Consider the following 16736-nt stretch of genomic DNA (forward strand, 5'->3'; position numbering starts at 1 on the left):
GTGCTGCTGTGCGCGTGCCTCGCGTGCCGCGTCTGAGCAGGCTGCACGGCTTGCGGCCATGCGCTGGCGTTCCCGCAGTTGGTGCCGGTCGCCCACCAGCTTCACGGCCGAGTTCATCGCATAGCCACGGCTCAGGAGCCAGGAGAGCTCCGCCACCGCCTGCCGGAGGGCGGGTGCTGCCTCCATGCTGAAAAGTTCCTCGTCCGCCGGATGCCTGCCACGATGTCTGTCCGCGCTGCTCATGCTGGTAAAAATGAATGCCGATGGCGGTCACTCTACCGAGCCCGTTCGTTCGTGCGGGTAAAAAAAGAGGCGCGGGACCGATGAGGGCCTCGCGCCTGACAATCACTTTTGTGGCAGGCTCTTCCTAGAGGGGTCGAGCTTTGTGTCGGTGATCACTGAGTTATCGTGCCGGGTGGGAGGAGCGGATGTGAGAAATGGCAGTTATTTTTTGAAAGGATGGGGTGGATGCGTGAATCGTGGCGCAGAGAGTATCACCCTCAGCTCATCGGCTCAGCTCGACACCCACTTCGCCGCCATCCGGCAGGGAGATGCGGCACCTTCCACGCTCCCATTGAAACTCTCCATGCTGGGTAAAACGCAGACGATCATGAGCCAAGTCAGCCAATGGAAGCAGCAGGGTGACAAGGCCATGTTTGATCTCTCTTTCGATCTTTCACTCAGAAAGAGCGACATCAAGGTCCCTTCTGTGCTGTTGTTCATCCGTGTTGGGTGATACGATCAAGGTGCATGCCCGCTGTCTCCCTGAAACACAATCCTTCCTGATCATGCCCGCTTTCATTCATCACATCGCCACCGAGACGCCGGATCACATCTACAGCAATGAGTTTTCCCGAGAACGCATGAAGAACTGGGTGTCCGAGCCGCGTGCCAAACGTCTGGTCGAAATGATCTATGACCGCACCGGCATCGAGACTCGCTACAGCGCCAGCGCCGACTTCATGAAGGACGACGGCGATCTGTTTTACACATTGCCGGATGGCTCCATCAATTCTCCCACCACCGGCCAGCGCAACGCCCTGTATGCCAAGGCTTCGCGTGAACTCGCGGTAAAACTCGCACACAAGACCCTGGCCGAGTGCCCACACTTTGCCAAGAGCGAAATCACGCATGTGGTGTTCGCCTCCTGCACTGGCTTTGCCAATCCGGGGCCGGACTATCACATCATTCGTGATGTGGGGCTCAATGAGAATGTTGAGCGCTACACCGTCGGGTTCATGGGCTGCTACGCCGCCTTTCCAGCGCTGCGCATGGCGGCGCAGTTTTGTGAGGCCAATCCGCAGGCCGTGGTGCTGGTGATGTGCCTTGAACTCTGCTCCCTGCATCTGCAAGTCAGCGACAAACCGGAGAGCATCGTGGCCAATGCGCTGTTCGCGGACGGTGCTGCTGCGGCCATCGTCAGCGCGCGCGCACCGGCGCATGATCGGCCCTTCTACCGGGTGCATGGCTTTCAGTCGGCGCTGGTGCCGTCCAGCGAAGCACACATGGCCTGGGACATTGGCGACCATGGTTTCAACATGGTGCTCTCGGCTTACGTGCCCAATCTCATCGGCAGCAACATCCGTGCGATGCTCGGCGGCATCCTCGACAAACGCGGTCTCAGGCCAGAAGACATCGACGAGTGGGCGGTGCATCCCGGAGGTCGTGCGATTCTCGACCAGATCGAGGAGCAGCTCGCCCTGCCTGCCACGGCGCTGGAAATGTCCCGCAGCGTGCTGCGCGACTACGGCAACATGAGCAGCCCGACGGTGATGTTTGTGCTCAAAGGTTTCCTCGAAGAAGCAGAAACCGAGCGCGCCATGACCTGCGCCATTGCCTTTGGCCCGGGGCTCACGGTGGAAACGGCGGTGCTGGAACGCTGCGGTGCCGCGATCTCCGTCGCTCAGAAAGCCGGGCCCGCCGCGCTGGCAGAAGCCGTGGCATGAAACCGGGGAATGACACTGTGAAAAACGCGACAGACTACGATGTGATCATCGTGGGTGGCGGGCCTGTGGGCTTGTTGCTGGGCTGTCTGCTGAAGCAGCAGGGCCTACGCCTCTGCGTGCTGGAGCGGCGTTCAGAGCCCATGGCGTACTCGGCGGCCATCGGCATCACGCCACCCTCGTTGCAGATTCTGGACAAGCTGGGTCTCGCCGCCGAGTTCGTCGCCAGGGGCGTGCAGGTGCGCGACTGCCTAGTGCATGGCCAGCGCGACCTACTGGGTTGTGTGTCATTTCGGGAGATTCCGGACGCGCACCGCTTCATTCTTTCACTTCCGCAGGCCATCACCATTGCGATCCTGCAGAAGCATCTGGGGCAGGATCGCGTCGAGCTCGGCTGTGAAGTGAGTGATGTGAGGCAGTGGGAGGATCACTGCAGCGTGCAAGCCGGCGGACGCACGCTCACGGCACGCTTCGTGATCGCGTGTGATGGCAGCCGCAGTCGCGTGCGTGAGTTCATCGGCATGCGGGCACCGGGCCGTGTCTATGATTGCCATTTTGCCATGGGCGATTTCACCGACCACAGCGGTTTTGGTGATGAGGCACACCTGTTTTTCACCGAGACAGGTGCGGTGGAGTCTTTCCCGCTGCCCGGCGGCCATCGGCGCTGGATTGTGCAGACTGAAACGCATCTGGATCATCCGCCACGAGGGTTCGTCAGTGAGCTGATCAAAAGTCGTACCGGCATCGAAGTCCCCGCCGCTGATCAGCTCAGTGAAAGCGCCTTCACGCCGCGCAAATTCAATTGTGACCGCTACTACGAGGGGCGCATCATCCTCTGTGGTGACGCCGCGCACGTCATGAGCCCCATCGGCGGTCAGGGCATGAACACCGGGTTTGCAGACGCAGAGTTTCTCGCCGCCATTCTTTGTCAGGCCGATCCGCTGCAACTGCTGCCAGCCTACAACCGCTTCCGCCGCAAGGCGGCCAAAACAGCCATCACCCGCGCCGAGTGGGGCATGTGGCTTGGCACCTGGCGTGGCAAAATGCTCTCGATGCTGCGTGATGTCCTTTTGAAGTTCCTGCTCTGCCAGAAACCCGTCACCAGACGCATGGGATCGTTTTATGCGATGCTGACAATCCCGTTCAACACCCTCAAAATGGTTCCATTGACCAGTCTGCGGCCTCGGCGGTCCTGAACGAATCGTTGACCGTTGTTGCGCGCAGCCTCTGGCGGAACAAAGGGCGCAAGAAGGTGCCATCCATAGCCTGGATACCCTAAACTAGCTTCGCGATACAAGGGATAGCCACGGCTGCCTAGGGGCCTTCCGCGCTGAAAAGCGTTGATCCATCACCATAATTGACTAAACACAGCCATGCCCGTGAGCGAAGACCGAAAACAGGAAATCTCCAAATCCCTCAAACGTTGCAGTGAGGAGACATTGGCCGCCGCGCTGCGCTTTGAAGAAACCAAGAACCTCGACGAGCTGGACGCCATCATTCTCGGCGTGCTGGCACGTGATGCTGCGAATCCGCGGCCGGATGGTGTGGCTTCGGTCACGGATGACATGAAGCTGATCGATGACATCGGCATGGATTCGTTTGGCATGATCGAAGTGGTGATGACGGCGGAAGAAGTGCTCGGTCTGACGATCGCCACAGAAGAACTGAGCAGCATCATCACGCTGGGTGATCTGAAGAAATTCCTCCGGGCCAAATTCGGCGCGAGTGCCTCATGAAGCGGGTGGTCGTCACTGGCCTTGGGTTCATCTCCAGCATCGGCAACAACCGTGCGGCGGTGACGGAAAGCCTGCGCGAAGCCCGGTCTGGCATTGAGTTTGTTCCAGAACTCGCCGCTGTGAATGACCGCGTGAAGCTCGCAGGCACGGTGAAGGGCTTCGAGTTCCCCACCTCTGATCCGCTCGACTGGACCTTTCCCGAACAGGTGAAACTGAGCCGTGCGCAGCTCCGCACGATGGTTCCCAATGCCGTGTTCGCCTATGCTTCCATGCAGGAAGCCATCGCGGATGCCAGACTCGATCCGGCACAAGTTTCAGATCCGCAGACCGGCTTGTATTGCGCTTCGGCAGGGTCACCTTGGATGACCTATCTGGCGATGGATTCGGTGATCAAACGCGGCCCTGCTCGCACCTCTGCGCCTGTGGTCATCACGGGCATGCCGAATTCGCTGCATCTCAATTTAACGGCCCTGTTTGCCATCAGAGGCGCGACCCTGGCCTTCAACAGCGCCTGCGCCTCCTCCTCGCACGCCCTCGGACACGCCTGTGACATGATCCGGATGGGCCGGCAGAAAACCATGTTTGTCGTGGGTGCCGAAGACGCCCAGCTGCTGCACACCGTTTTGCCATTTGCTTCGCTGCGGGCCTTGAGCTCTCAAAGCGATCCTGCCTTGGCGCCACGTCCGTTTGATGCAGGCCGCGATGGCTTCATCACCACCGGTGGCGGTGTGACGCTCGTGCTCGAAGAGGCTGAACATGCCGCCGCACGCGGTGCCACGGTTTACGCCGAGGTCGCGGGCTGGGGCCAGGGCTCGGATGGCTACGATGTGGTGGCACCGGACCCAAGCGGCAGCGGACTGGCGCGTGCCATGACCAATGCTCTGCAAGACGCCAATCTGGAGGCTGCAGCGATCGATTACGTTAACGCGCACGGCACCGCCACGAATGCGGGCGACATCGCCGAACTGAGCGCGCTGAAAACCGTCTTCACCGGTGATGCCAGACCCAAGGTCAGCAGCACCAAGGCGCTCACTGGCCACGGCCTCTGTCTGGCAGGAGCCCTGGAGGCGGGCATCTGCTGTGTGGCCTTGAAGGAAGGCTTCATGCCAATCTCCGCCAAGATTCAGCAGCTGGATCCCGCCTGTGAAGGCGTGGACATCCTCACCAGTCCGATCGAGCAGGCGCCGCGTGTCGCGATGAGCAACTCGAGCGGCTTTGGCGGCTCGAATGTGGCGCTGATTTTCTCGCAGCCTTGATCCCCGGCGCTGAAATCATGAAAGAGCGTGTCTTCCAGCCCGAACTGCTCGACACGCTGCCGCCGAACGACCCCGACGCCATCCGCGCGCGTGAGGAAATGCTGCAGGTCAACGGCATCATGGGCAATCATCGCTGGATTGAGCGCATGGTTCGCCGTCATCGTGAAGATGGCTGGCGCATCACGGAGCTGGGTGCGGGGGATGGAGCTCTTTCGTTGCGGCTCATGGAAGCAGGCTGCTGCAACGCGGCGGCGCTGCATGCTTTTGATCTGGCACCCAGGCCGGAGCTCTGGCCCGCAGAGGCGCACTGGACGCGTGGCGATGTTCTGGCGCAGGCGCTGCCCGACACAGAAATCGTGATCGCGAATTTGTTTCTGCATCATTTCACCACGGAACAACTGCGCCTGCTGGGTTCGCGTCTGTCTCCTGTGACACGATTGATCATCGCAGCTGAACCAGCCCGTTACTGGATTCACACCCTCTCCGGCAGGTTGTTTTGCGAGCTGGCGGAGCTCAATCATGTGCAGCGCCATGACATGCAGGCGAGCATTCGTGCAGGATTTCGGGGTGACGAGCTGCGGGAGGCGCTCGCACTGGATTCCACCTGGAAGACATGCGTGAGCAGTCATCCGCTTGGGGCCTGTCGTTTCATGGCGTGGCGTTGAGAGCCCGTCAGTGAGGCGATGACACCCGTTGCCGTGGGGCGGGACTGCATTCATACTGCGGCACATGATCCGGCCCCACACGCCGCCAGAAACGCCCGAAGACAAGCCAACGCACCGCGGACAAGCGGGTGGCGCATGGGCGTCCCCTTGGGAGCTGGATCTGGAGTGGCTGGATGCGCCGCCCGGAAAGAAGAAACGCTACATCGAGGAGAAAAAGCGGCCTGCGCAACAAGAGCCCAAGGCCATACCCAAGCCACCGGTGGAAACACCCCCGCCAGTGGAGGTGGAAAAAGTACCCGCCGCGCCGCGCCAGGCACCCCCTTCCCGGCTGGTCACGAAGCCCCGGCCCACACCCTCGGTTGAGCGCGAGGCCTCATGGTCCACGCTGGCCATCCTGAGCATGGGTTTGCTCGCGTTGGTTTTCATTGCCTGGCTCTATGTGGACGATCAGGCTCCGGGTCTGGATACGGACTTGCTCTTGAACCGGCCGGTCGATCAGGCGGTCGCGATTCAAACACCCGACAAGCTGCGCAAGTTTTTGAATGCGCTGGTCCCTTTTGAAAACAAACAGCTCGCAGGCAAACCGCCGTGGCTGTGGGACACGCCAACGCTCTCGCGCTTCGTGCAGTCCAATGCCACCACTCTCGAAAATCTGCGTGATCTTCTGGAGGACGCCGACTGGCATCCCACGCACGCCGCATGGCATGCCGCGGACCCATGCGAGAATCCGCGCTGGCATCAGGTTCTGGTGCTCAAGCAGGCGGAGGCCGCCTATCTCTCCCGCCGCATGCAGGAAGAGGCGGCTTTCACTGCGGCCATCGATCTCGCGGAACTCGGCTGGCGGCTGGAGCAAATCTGGGCCTGGCCCTCCTGCTACCAGCGCGCGCTGGAGGCACAGACACTCGCCGCCCAAACGTTGGCCGATCTGCTGCGGCAGACGAAACTGCCAGAGGCCGCGCTGCGCCAGTTTCAGCGCCAGTTCAATGTTTGCCAGCCCACGGCAGAGGTGCTGGAAGGCGCGATGAATGCCTTCTACGTACATGAGAAAAAACTCATCCTCGGCCCGAAGAGCGGCGAGAATCTCGACACCATGCCCGGCGGAGTTCAGCTGCATCGCCCGGGCCGGTTGTTTTTCAAACCCTATGAAACCCTGCAGCATTTCGCCACGGCATTCCGTCAGATGAAAACGGAAGTGCAAGCACCTCTGGCGCATACCACCGAAGTGCGGCTGAAAGACGTCGCTGCCTCCGGAGCCTCCTACCAGCCCAACTCTGCCGGTCTTGCCTACTACCATCAGCGCATGAAGACCTACACCCCTCTGCCCGCTGAATTTGGAAAGGTGCGCACCCGCGGAAATTTGATCGTCACCTTGTTTGCGGTGCGTCGCTGCATTGCAGAGAAGAAATCAGTGCCCGCCAACCTCGAACAACTGCGCACTTTCAACTTCCTTCTCGACGTGCCTGTCGATCCCTACACCGGCGCTCCGCTGCAATACAGCCTCGCACGCGGTCTGATCTGGTCCGTGGGAAATGACCTCAAATCCGCCAACGGCTCGCCCACCGAACCGCCGATGAACGACGCCGCTGAGCCAACCGTGGAACTCGGCATCGCCGTGGCGGCGGTGGCGAAGTGATCACTTCCACCGCATGCAGCGGAAGGGATGATCATCAATCAAGTTCGCCTGCACGCCTGTGAGGCGGTCGGCGTGGAAGAACTGGACGCCGACGTAGTGGTAGATCGGGATGATGACGGCTTCGTCGGTGACGAGAAGCTTTTCAGCCTGCTGAAACAGCACGTTACGCTGGTTCAAATCAGCTTCGCGAGCGGCTGCGGCGATAAGGGCATCGTATGAAGCGTTTGCGAAGCCGGTACGATTGTTGCCGCTGGATGAAAGAAACATCTCCAAAAACGTGCCGGGATCGTTGTAGTCGCCCACCCAGCTGCTGCGGCAGAGGTGATAGTTTTTCTCCTTCATCGAGGCGAGGTAAATCTTCCATTCCTGCTTGGCCAGATCGACGCTGACTCCCAGATGTTCTTGCCACATGGCCTGCAACTCCACGGCGATGTTGCGCTCGACGGGTTTGGGAAAGTAGAGATACTCCACGCGCGGGAAACCTTTGCCACCGGGATAGCCCGCTTCCGCGAGAAGCTTGCGCGCGCGTTCAGGATCAAACTCGGGGCCGGGCGGTGGCTGGTAGTTTTGTCCGGCACCGGGCGGTGTGAGGCTGAAGGCGTTGCGTTCGCCCAGCTGGGTGATCTTTTCGGTCACGCGCTTGCGATCAATCGCCAGCGAGAAGGCCAGCCGGATCTTCGGATTGTCAAACGGCGCACGGTTGACGTTGAAACGGGTGAAGTAGCTTCCCAGAAAGGGACCCGTGTGAAAGTAGGACTGCTGCTTGAGTTTGACCGTCAGCGAGGTGGGCACCATCCCCTTGTCCATGATGAGATCCGCCTGGCCCGTGAGGAAGTAATTGATCGCTGTGTTCGGCTCCGAGATGGGCAGGATTTCGATGCTCTTCATCGGCACATTGGCGGCGTCCCAATAGCCCTCGTTGCGGCGCAGCACGATGCGGTCGTCCAGCAGCCAGTCTTCCAGCGTGTAGGAGCCGTTGCCGATCAGCGATCCCGGTTTGATCCACGCGGTGCCGTGCTCTTCAATGATGCGCTGCGGCACCGGGTAGAACGCGGTGAAGGCGCAGAGGTCGATGAAATAAGGCGTGGGGTTTTCGAGTTCGACACGCAGCGTGCGGTCATCCAGCGCCGTCACTCCCACCTGCGCGAAGTCCTTGAGCGTCCCTTCGTGGTAAGCGCGCGCGTTTTTGATGACGTAAAGCTGGCCGGCATAATCAGCGCCGAACTCGGGCGTCAGCACGCGCTTCCAGGAATAGAGGAAATCCTGCGTGGTGAGCGGTGCGCCATCGCTCCACTTTGTGTTCGGGCGCAGATGAAAGGTGTAGGTCTTGCGGTCCGGTGTCATCTCCCAGCGCTCGGCCATGCCGGGCTGCGGTTTCCCCGCCTCATCAATGCGGCAAAGCCCCTCAAACAAGGCCGAGGCGATGCGCATGCCCACTTGATCCGTGACGACGTGCGGATCAATGCTCTCCGGCTCGGCGCCGTTGATAAAGACGAGGTCTGCACGCGGCCGCGATTTGCCGCAGGCGGCGAGGGTGAGCAGAAGTGCGGCGGCAAGGGCGAAACGAATCACTCGAAAAGCTAGCACAGGGTTGGGATCTGCCGCAGTAGAAAGATCAATGGTGAAGCGGCTGAGGTTCACGACCGTTTGAAGGGGGCATAGATGTATCTGAGCTGTTTCTGATTCCGCAGCGCGGCAACGCTCCATACCGTCATGATCACAGACATGGCTCCTATGATCGGCAGCATAACAACTACCAACCATCCCCACAATCCTCCACCCTCCTTGCTCGCATTGATGCTCAAGATCGAGTCTTGCGGAGTGCCGATTACAAAATCGTCAGGATCGCTTGATGATATGAGCACAGCATAGCGCTTTCCAAGCTCGAGCCTTCTGTTAATCAGATCTTTTTCAAAGCGGCGACCGTCTAGGTCCAACAGGTAGCGATAATAAGTGCCTGCTTTGCCTCCGTTTCGCACGCCGCGCAATTCGAGTACGATGGCTATGGCAGGTGTACCCTTATTTTTGAATGATCGGGCATCCATAACCCCATGCAGCCACACCCAATTCATAAACACCGATGAGAATGCGAATATGCAAATGAGAAAAATCTGGTCGGAACGGGCTTTTGACATAAAAACGCGATGGCATAGACGAAACGAATCACGCGAAAAGCTAGCACACGGTTGCGACTGTCCGCAGCACATTCCTTGCATCAGGCTGCAATGATTTGCCTGCATGCAGCGTTCCCAACGCCCAGCTTTTTTCCAGCCCATGCGCATCCTCTGCCTTCTCACCCTCCTTGCCGTCACCGCCCGCGCGGAATTGAAACTCCCCGCCATCATTGGCGACAACATGGTGCTGCAGCAGAAGCAGGCGAATCCCGTCTGGGGCTGGGACGCCCCCGGCACCGAGGTCACCGTGACCTTTGCCGGCCAGACCAAGACCGCCAAGGCTGGCGCGGATGGCAAATGGACCGTGAAGCTGGATGCAGTGCCGGCGAATGCCAAGCCAGCGACGATCACCATCAAAGGCAGCAGCACCAAGGAGCTGAAAAACGTTCTCGTGGGCGAGGTGTGGATCTGCTCCGGCCAGTCCAACATGGGCTTCAATCTTTCCAGCGTCTGGGATGCGGACCTCGACATCGCGCAGGCGAAGTTCCCGCAGATCCGCCTCATCTCGGTGCCGCAGGTCGGCACACAGGAGATCCAGGACGACTTCAAAGGCCAGTGGGAGGAATGCAGCCCCGCCAATGCCGGGCAGTTCACCGCTGTGGGCTATCACTTCGGCCGCGTGCTGCATGAGATGCTCGGCGTTCCCGTCGGCCTCATTGACAATGCCTGGGGCGGCAGCGCCTGCGAAGCCTGGGTGAAACGTGACGTGCTGGAAAAAGACCCGCGCTTTGCCTCGATCATCGCCCGCTGGAAACAGACCGAGTCCACCTTCACGAAGGAAGCCTTCGACAAGCAGGTGGCCGATCACAAAGCCAAAGTGGATGCCTGGGCCAAAGCCCGCACAGAAGCTGCCAAAGCCAAGACATTGTTCACCGCGCAGGCACCACGTGCGCCGCAGAATCCGCTGACCGGCCAGCATCGCCCGGGCAACCTTTATGCAGGTGTGCTGCACCCGACGATTGGCTACGGCATCAAAGGCGTCATCTGGTACCAGGGCGAGTCCAATGCCAGCCGCGCGAAGGAATACGGCGAGCTGTTCCCCTTCATGATCGAGCATTGGCGCAAAGAATGGCAGCAGGGAGATTTCCCCTTCTACTGGGTGCAGCTGGCCGACTTCAAGCCCTACCAGACCGAGCCGGTCGAAAGCGACTGGGCTGAGCTGCGCGAAGCCCAGACCCGCACGATGAGCAAGCTGCCCAAAACCGGCCAGTGCGTCATCACCGACCTCGGTGAAGCCAACGACATCCATCCCAAAAACAAGCGCGATGTGGCCGAGCGCCTCGCCCGCTGGGCGCTGGTGAACGATTACGGCCAGAAGCTGCCCTACCGCAGCCCTGAGATCAAAGACGCGAAGTTTGACGGTGGCAAAGCGCTGCTGACTTTTGATTACGCTCCGCAGGGCCTGCGCACGGTCGATACGGATGAGGTCAAAGGCTTCATGATCTGCGGTGAGGACAAGAAGTGGGTCTGGGCCAAGGCCAGCATCATCGGCGGTTCGAAGAAAGGCACCAACCAGATCGAAGTGAGCGCCGAGGGCATCGCCAAACCCGTGGCAGTCCGCTACGCCTGGGCTGACAATCCCGTCTGCAATGTCTATTCCGCCGAAGGCCTGCCCGTGACGCCCTTCCGTACGGACGACTTTCCAATGATCACGGACCCAGCCAATCCCAACAGCCTCGAGGCCCAGAACGCCAGGCAAAGGGAAGAGATCGCGAAGCTCAGAAAAATTCAGGCAGAACAGCAGAAGGCCATCGAAGCTAAGAAAAACGCCGGGAAAAAATAGGCGCTGGTTTGCGCGGAGATTATTTCTTCAGCAAACTTGTGTTAGAAGCGGCGGACCGCGTATGTTTGTGACTTCACGTCACCCGCATGAACATCCGACCGCTTCTGCCTTTTCTCGCCCTGGTTCTGCTTCCTTCAGCCCTTTGCGCGCAACCCGCTCCGGTTCCTCCCGCGGCGAATCCGGCCATCGACACAACTTCGGGAGCATGGGAAGGCATCGTCAACATCGATGTTTCAGTGCTGGTCCCCGACTACCGTGAGCCATGGAACGCTGGCCAGCCCAGCGGTGGCAGCGGCACCGGATTCCTCATTGGCAAAAACCGTTTCCTGACCAATGCGCACGTCGTCAGCAATGCCACGCGCATTCTGATCCGTACCACCAACGATCCCGAGCCGCATCCCGCCAGGATCGTCCACATTGCGCATGATTGTGACCTCGCCTTGATCGAAGCCGAGGACAGCAGCCACTTTGAAAAGCTCAAGCCGCTCGACTTCGGCGGCATTCCCCAGCTTAACACCGAGGTGATTGCCATCGGCTATCCCATCGGTGGTGACCGCATCTCTGTGACACGCGGCGTGGTTTCACGCATCGACTTCCGCCCTTACAGCCATACCAGCGTGGACTCTCATCTCGCGATTCAGGTGGATGCCGCCATCAATCCCGGCAACTCCGGCGGTCCAGTGATGCAGACGGGCAAAGTCGTCGGAGTGGCCTTTCAGGGCTTCAGCGGCCGCGTGGCGCAAAACGTCGGCTACATGATTCCGGTGCCGGTCATCAAGCGCTTCCTCAAGGACATCGAAGACGGTCGCTACGATCACTATGTGGATCTCGCCGCCAGCGATTTCCCCATTGAAAATCCAGCCCAGGCCAAGGCGCTCGGCACCGGCAGTGATGGGGTCGGCGTGATGGTCGGAGATGTCGAGCCCCAGGGCAGCGTGGGCGATCTGCTGAAAATCGGCGACGTCATTCTGAGCATTGATGACAACCCGGTGATGAACAACGGCCTCGTGCGCTTCGAAGGCGAGCTGATGGACATGAATGAAATCGTCGAGCGCAAGTTCGCAGGTGACACCATCAAGCTGAAGTACATGCGCGATGGCAAAAAGCTGGAGTCCACGGTGACTCTGAAACGCTTTGATCCCTATGTCCGCCTCGGCGCCCAGTACAACCAGCGCCCACGCTACATCGTCAACGCCGGCCTCGTGTTTCAGCCGCTGGATCGCAACCTGATGGATGCCCATCAAATGCGCGACGACACGGTCAATTACGTCTTCGACAACTTCCTGACCGACAAGCTCTACGTTGAGCGCCCCGAGCCCGTCGTGCTGACAAACGTGCTGCCGGATGAAGTGAACACCTGGATCACGCCTTACGCGCACAGCATTGTGGATGAGATCAACGGCGTGAAAATCAAAACACTCAAGGATGTGGAGACGGCTCTGGCCAAAAAGGACAAGCCCTTCATCGAGATCGTGCTGCTGGAAAAAAACCGCCCGCTGGTGCTCAAGCGTGAACTCGCCGAGGCCGCCCACAAACGCATCATGGAGACCTACAACATCCTCGAAGACTCCTATCTTGGCGACGAATAGCCGCGTGATCCGACTTTGAACCTTTCAGCCTCGACGCATCCATGAAGTTCTCCCCGATTTTCCTCTTCCTTGCACTCGGTGCCGCCACTTTGTCGGCGCAGACGCCCGAGACAGAAGCCCCCAAAAAGAAGCGTGCCCCTGCGGTGGCAGAGGCGGGCTCTGCTCCGCAGCAGGTCGTGCAAAACAACTCGCTGGTGCGGGTGAACGCCACCTCCCAGCCCTACAGCCTGCATCTGCCCTGGCAGAAGGAATCGCCTTCGAGCCGGCGTGGACTCGGTGTCGTGCTTGCTGGCAACCGCGTGCTCGTCACCGGGCAGATGGTGGCGGACGCCACTTACATCGAGCTCGAGCTGCCGGAGAAAGGCCAGAAGATTTCAGCCAAGGTCGTGGCGGTGGATTATGAAGCCAATCTGGCCCTGCTGGAATCAGCGCCCTCCGACAAGCAGAAGGCCTTCTTTGCCGGTCTCAAGCCCATGGCGGTGGACACCAGCACGCGCATTGATGACAAGGTGGACATTCTGCAGACCGGCCGCGTCGGTGAGCTGATCAAAAGCGAGCTGAGAATCAGCAAGGTGATGACCCGCCGCTACAATGTCGAAGGCTCCGGCTTCCTCGTCTATGAGGCCAACAACATCGTTCGAAGCGAAGCCAACAGCTTCACCCTTCCTGTGGTGAAAAGCGGCAAGCTCGTCGGTTTGCTGCTGAGCTACGACTCCAAGAACCAGGTCACCACCATTCTGCCTGCGCCAATCATCGAGCACTTTCTCAAAGACGTGGCGGACGGCAGCTATGAAGGCTTCCCCAGCCTCGGCATGGAGCTGCAGACCACGCTGGACGAGCAGTTCCGCGAATTCCTTGGTCTCAAGCCCGATGCTCCAGGTGTGCTCATCAGCATGGTCATGAAGGGCGGCTCGGCTGAAAAGGCCGGCATGAAGAAGGGCGATATCCTGGTGGCCATCAACGGCTTCGGTATTGATTCACGTGGAGATTACAGGGACCCGCAGTTCGGCGCCCTCAGTTCCAGCCATCTGGTGCGTGGTCGCGCCTATGTGGGTGACAAGGTCGAGATCCAGGTGATTCGCGAAGGCAAGGAAGTCACGCTCAAGGGAGAGCTCACCCGCCGCAAGCCCGATGACTTTCTCGTCCTGCCCTATCTGTTCGACAAAGGCCCGCGTTATGTGCTCATGGGAGGGCTGCTGTTTCAGGAGCTGTCCCATCCGTATCTCGACGCCTTTGGAGACGAACAGCGCGGTGGTGCCATTCTGCGCCTCTCTCGCGTCGCCTCACATCCTGACAAGTATGAGGAGGAAGGCCGCAAAAAGCTCGTCTTCCTCAGTCTCGTGCTCCCCACTCCCAGCGCCCAGGGCTATGACAAGCTCGGCGGGCAGGTGGTCAACAAGGTGAACGGCAAGGCCATCAAAGATCTCAATGATCTCGATGAAGCCTTCAAAAGCGTGAAGGACACCACGCATGTCATCGAGCTCAATGACTTCCCGCACATCCTCTACCTCGACACCGCCACTGCAGCCAATGACAACAAGCGCCTGCTCGGCGGTGCCTATCGCATCGGCAGCCTGATGCGGCTGGAGTGAGGCTTACTTCACCGCACCGATCAGTGTCTGAAGGCGCGACACCTGCGCCTTCAGAAGGGTGATCTCCGCCTCCATCTTCGCACGCCAGTCCGCATCAGATGAGTCTTCCACCACCGGTGCTGCCGGTGCATGAGCGGAGAGAGTGGCAGCCGCTGCGCCTGCCACCTCGCCACACAGCAGATGCATGAACTGCGCCACACGCTGTCCCGGGCCTGCGGGAATGCACTGCACCAGCGGGCCTTCGTTGTAGCCGATCAGCTCCGCCAGTGCGTTCTCCACGCTGGGCATGTCCGGGAATTCAAACAAGCGCTCGGTGCGCTGGCGCAGCTCGCCTGCCGTTTGGGATCCGCGCAGCATCAGCATGCACAGCAGCGCCATGTGGGGGCGTTCCAGGCCCGGCAGCTTGCCCTTCAAGTTGTGCCGATACTTCAGGGTGCGGCCACCCACGATGTTGACTTCAAAAACATAACCGTGGGTTTTCATCGACTCCAGCGCCCGCAGCACGGTGCGTTCGTCATAGCGTACGATGGGGTCACGGTTCGTGGTCTGATTGCAGGCGGTGACCAGCGCATTCAGCGTCATCGGATAGTAGTCCGGCAGCGTGATTTCTTTTTCGATCAAACAACCCATCACCCGGGCGGCTTCGGGCGTGAGAGTGAACAGGATGGCAGGAGTGACGGATTCGGCGGACATGTGAAAATAGCTTGGGAAAAGCGGTCAACATCCACGGCTGCAGGCTGCGTTCAACATCCGGTCGGGGTTGGTTTTCAAGGAATGCGAATATATTTCTGAATACATCTCTCCGGGGGGCGTCGAATTCTATGTCATGAAAACGAAACTTATCCTCCTGTGCGGCGCAGTCTTCGCTGCTCTATCACTCTCCTCATGCGACATATACGGGTATCCCGGCTATGGCTACGGGGGGTACGGTGGCTACGGCGGTTATGGCCGCAGCTATTACAACAATAACTACTATTCAAGTCCTCTGCTCGGCTTGGGTGGCCTCGGCGGTTACTATGGCGGCTATTCCAGACCCTACGCTTATAGCAGCTACAACCGCAACTACTACTCCAGCCCCTTCCGGTCCTTTGGCAGCTTCGGCAACTTCGGGAATGTCGGTTACAACAGGGGCCACTACAGCTCTCCGTTTCTGGGACGCACCAATCTGTCGCCCTTGGGTCGTAGCTTCGGCGGCTCTTCGTTCGGCAACCACAGCTTTGCCAGCCACAACTTAGGCGGCTCTCCTTTCGGCGGCCACTCCATGCATAGCGGCTCTTTGGGCGGCTTAGGTGGCGGTCATAGCTTCGGCGGTGGCAGTCGCAGCTTTGGTGGTGGCCACAGCTTTGGTGGCGGTGGCCATAGCTTCGGTGGTGGCGGCGGCCATATGGGTGGCCATCATCATTGATCCGACTTCGCCATTCTCAGCAGCTCTCACGCAGCGCTCAAGGTTTCTTGGGCGCTGTTTTTTTGTCTGCTGGCGCGTTCACAGGGCCGAAGCTCAACACTGGAAAAGCGCGCCTCATTGAAAGGATGCCGTGTACGAACTCAGCGCACCACTTGGTCCAGAGAAAGCATCTGCCACTCACCCTCCGCGAGATCACCGAGCACATACGGCCCGAAGCGTTCGCGGTGCAGATTTTCCACATGCCAGCCCTGGCTGGCAAACATGCGGCGCACCTGATGGTAGCGGCCTTCGGTGATCGTGAGACGGGCGCTTTGGCTGGACACGATTTCCAATTTCGCAGGCAGGCAGGGCTTCTCTTCGCTTCGGAGCATCAGATCGCCTTTGGCAAAGATGTCGATGAGCGCGGGATCGAGTTCTCGATCCACTTCCACGAGATACGTCTTCTCGATGTCTGATTTCGGCGAAGTGTAGCGATGCACAAGGCTGCCGATGTCCGTGACGAGCAGCAGCCCGCTTGTGTCTTTGTCGAGACGTCCCACACTCGTCACCGCCGGATTGCGCTCCGGCCAGTGGGAAGGCAGCAGCTCATAGATGTTCTGGCCTTCCTCCTCGCTGTGCGTGCAGGAATAGCCCACCGGCTTGTGCAGCATGGCCAGCAGGCCATCGGGAGCTTCCAGCGGTTCGTCATCCACCGTGATCAGCGCGGAATCCACCCGCTGATCCGAACGCTTCACCACCACGCCGCCCAGCTTCACCCGGCCCTCTTTGACAAACGCCATCGCCTCCCGGCGTGAGCAGTAACCGAGGGCAGAGAGCAGTTGATCGAGGCGGCGCATGTGGGGTGGGATAGAAAGGGGCGGAGGGTCGCTGCTCGGGGCGGGATGTCATGTGGGAAGTGAGCGGCTCTCTGAGTATTGTAGTCCCGGCTTTAGCCGGTTCTGGATGGCGGGTGTCTTGGAA

The 16736-nt window shown here is 59.7% G+C and carries 16 protein-coding genes; 11 read left to right on the plus strand and 5 right to left on the minus strand.

Annotated elements, in window-relative coordinates:
* The coding region (locus WAW39_RS21130; protein ID WP_422321145.1) for a DUF434 domain-containing protein at positions 1–243 on the minus strand (243 nt) is incomplete at its 3' end.
* Between the two features lie 229 nt (positions 244–472).
* Here WAW39_RS21130 and WAW39_RS21135 point away from each other — a divergent pair.
* From WAW39_RS21135 to WAW39_RS21165, 7 genes are all read left to right on the plus strand, one after another.
* Positions 473–736, plus strand: a complete 264-nt coding sequence (locus WAW39_RS21135; RefSeq protein ID WP_422321146.1) for a hypothetical protein — start codon at positions 473–475, stop codon at positions 734–736.
* Positions 737–788: 52 nt separating this feature from the next.
* Positions 789–1946: a type III polyketide synthase gene (locus WAW39_RS21140; RefSeq protein WP_422321147.1), complete on the plus strand. Its 1158-nt coding sequence runs from the start codon at positions 789–791 to the stop codon at positions 1944–1946.
* A 17-nt stretch (positions 1947–1963) separates the two neighbouring features.
* Positions 1964–3139, plus strand: a complete 1176-nt coding sequence (locus WAW39_RS21145; protein ID WP_422321148.1) for an FAD-dependent oxidoreductase — start codon at positions 1964–1966, stop codon at positions 3137–3139.
* Between the two features lie 183 nt (positions 3140–3322).
* The gene (locus WAW39_RS21150) at positions 3323–3679 is read left to right on the plus strand and encodes a phosphopantetheine-binding protein (protein WP_422321149.1); all 357 of its coding nucleotides are present in this window, start codon (positions 3323–3325) and stop codon (positions 3677–3679) included.
* Positions 3676–4935 carry a beta-ketoacyl-[acyl-carrier-protein] synthase family protein gene (locus WAW39_RS21155; RefSeq protein WP_422321150.1) on the plus strand — a complete coding sequence of 420 codons (1260 nt, stop codon included), beginning with the start codon at positions 3676–3678 and terminating at the stop codon, positions 4933–4935. The genes WAW39_RS21150 and WAW39_RS21155 overlap by 4 nt, the downstream gene beginning before the upstream one ends.
* A gap of 17 nt (positions 4936–4952) precedes the next feature.
* On the plus strand, positions 4953–5600 hold the full coding sequence (locus tag WAW39_RS21160; RefSeq protein WP_422321151.1) for a hypothetical protein: 648 nt from the start codon (positions 4953–4955) through the stop codon (positions 5598–5600).
* Positions 5601–5664: 64 nt separating this feature from the next.
* On the plus strand, positions 5665–7233 hold the full coding sequence (locus WAW39_RS21165) for a hypothetical protein (RefSeq protein WP_422321152.1): 1569 nt from the start codon (positions 5665–5667) through the stop codon (positions 7231–7233).
* Here WAW39_RS21165 and WAW39_RS21170 read toward each other — a convergent pair whose 3' ends face one another.
* Both WAW39_RS21170 and WAW39_RS21175 read right to left on the minus strand, forming a co-directional pair.
* The gene (locus WAW39_RS21170) at positions 7234–8874 is read right to left on the minus strand and encodes a peptide ABC transporter substrate-binding protein (RefSeq protein WP_422321153.1); all 1641 of its coding nucleotides are present in this window, start codon (positions 8872–8874) and stop codon (positions 7234–7236) included. It lies immediately after the preceding gene.
* Positions 8871–9368: a hypothetical protein gene (locus tag WAW39_RS21175; protein WP_422321154.1), complete on the minus strand. Its 498-nt coding sequence runs from the start codon at positions 9366–9368 to the stop codon at positions 8871–8873. The genes WAW39_RS21170 and WAW39_RS21175 overlap by 4 nt, the downstream gene beginning before the upstream one ends.
* 139 nt (positions 9369–9507) lie before the next feature.
* Between WAW39_RS21175 and WAW39_RS21180 the strand changes: the two genes are divergently transcribed.
* The 3 genes from WAW39_RS21180 (at position 9508) to WAW39_RS21190 (ending at position 14371) form a co-directional block, all read left to right on the plus strand.
* Positions 9508–11190, plus strand: coding sequence for a sialate O-acetylesterase (locus tag WAW39_RS21180; protein WP_422321155.1), 1683 nt, complete (start codon positions 9508–9510; stop codon positions 11188–11190).
* Positions 11191–11276: 86 nt separating this feature from the next.
* Positions 11277–12779, plus strand: a complete 1503-nt coding sequence (locus WAW39_RS21185) for a PDZ domain-containing protein (protein WP_422321156.1) — start codon at positions 11277–11279, stop codon at positions 12777–12779.
* Between the two features lie 41 nt (positions 12780–12820).
* The gene (locus WAW39_RS21190; protein WP_422321157.1) at positions 12821–14371 is read left to right on the plus strand and encodes a PDZ domain-containing protein; all 1551 of its coding nucleotides are present in this window, start codon (positions 12821–12823) and stop codon (positions 14369–14371) included.
* Between the two features lie 3 nt (positions 14372–14374).
* Here WAW39_RS21190 and WAW39_RS21195 read toward each other — a convergent pair whose 3' ends face one another.
* Positions 14375–15064 (minus strand): YceH family protein, encoded by a 690-nt coding sequence (locus WAW39_RS21195; RefSeq protein ID WP_422321158.1) that lies wholly within the window; start codon positions 15062–15064, stop codon positions 14375–14377.
* 133 nt (positions 15065–15197) lie between these two features.
* Here WAW39_RS21195 and WAW39_RS21200 point away from each other — a divergent pair, with 133 nt between their 5' ends.
* On the plus strand, positions 15198–15776 hold the full coding sequence (locus tag WAW39_RS21200; protein ID WP_422321159.1) for a hypothetical protein: 579 nt from the start codon (positions 15198–15200) through the stop codon (positions 15774–15776).
* Between the two features lie 140 nt (positions 15777–15916).
* Here WAW39_RS21200 and WAW39_RS21205 read toward each other — a convergent pair whose 3' ends face one another.
* Complete coding sequence (locus WAW39_RS21205; protein WP_422321160.1) at positions 15917–16612, minus strand: pseudouridine synthase; 696 nt, start codon at positions 16610–16612, stop codon at positions 15917–15919.
* Between the last annotated feature and the right edge of the window lie 124 nt (positions 16613–16736).

The organism is Prosthecobacter sp., assembly GCF_049294395.1.
In the GTDB taxonomy this organism is placed as follows: Bacteria; Verrucomicrobiota; Verrucomicrobiia; order Verrucomicrobiales; family Verrucomicrobiaceae; genus Prosthecobacter.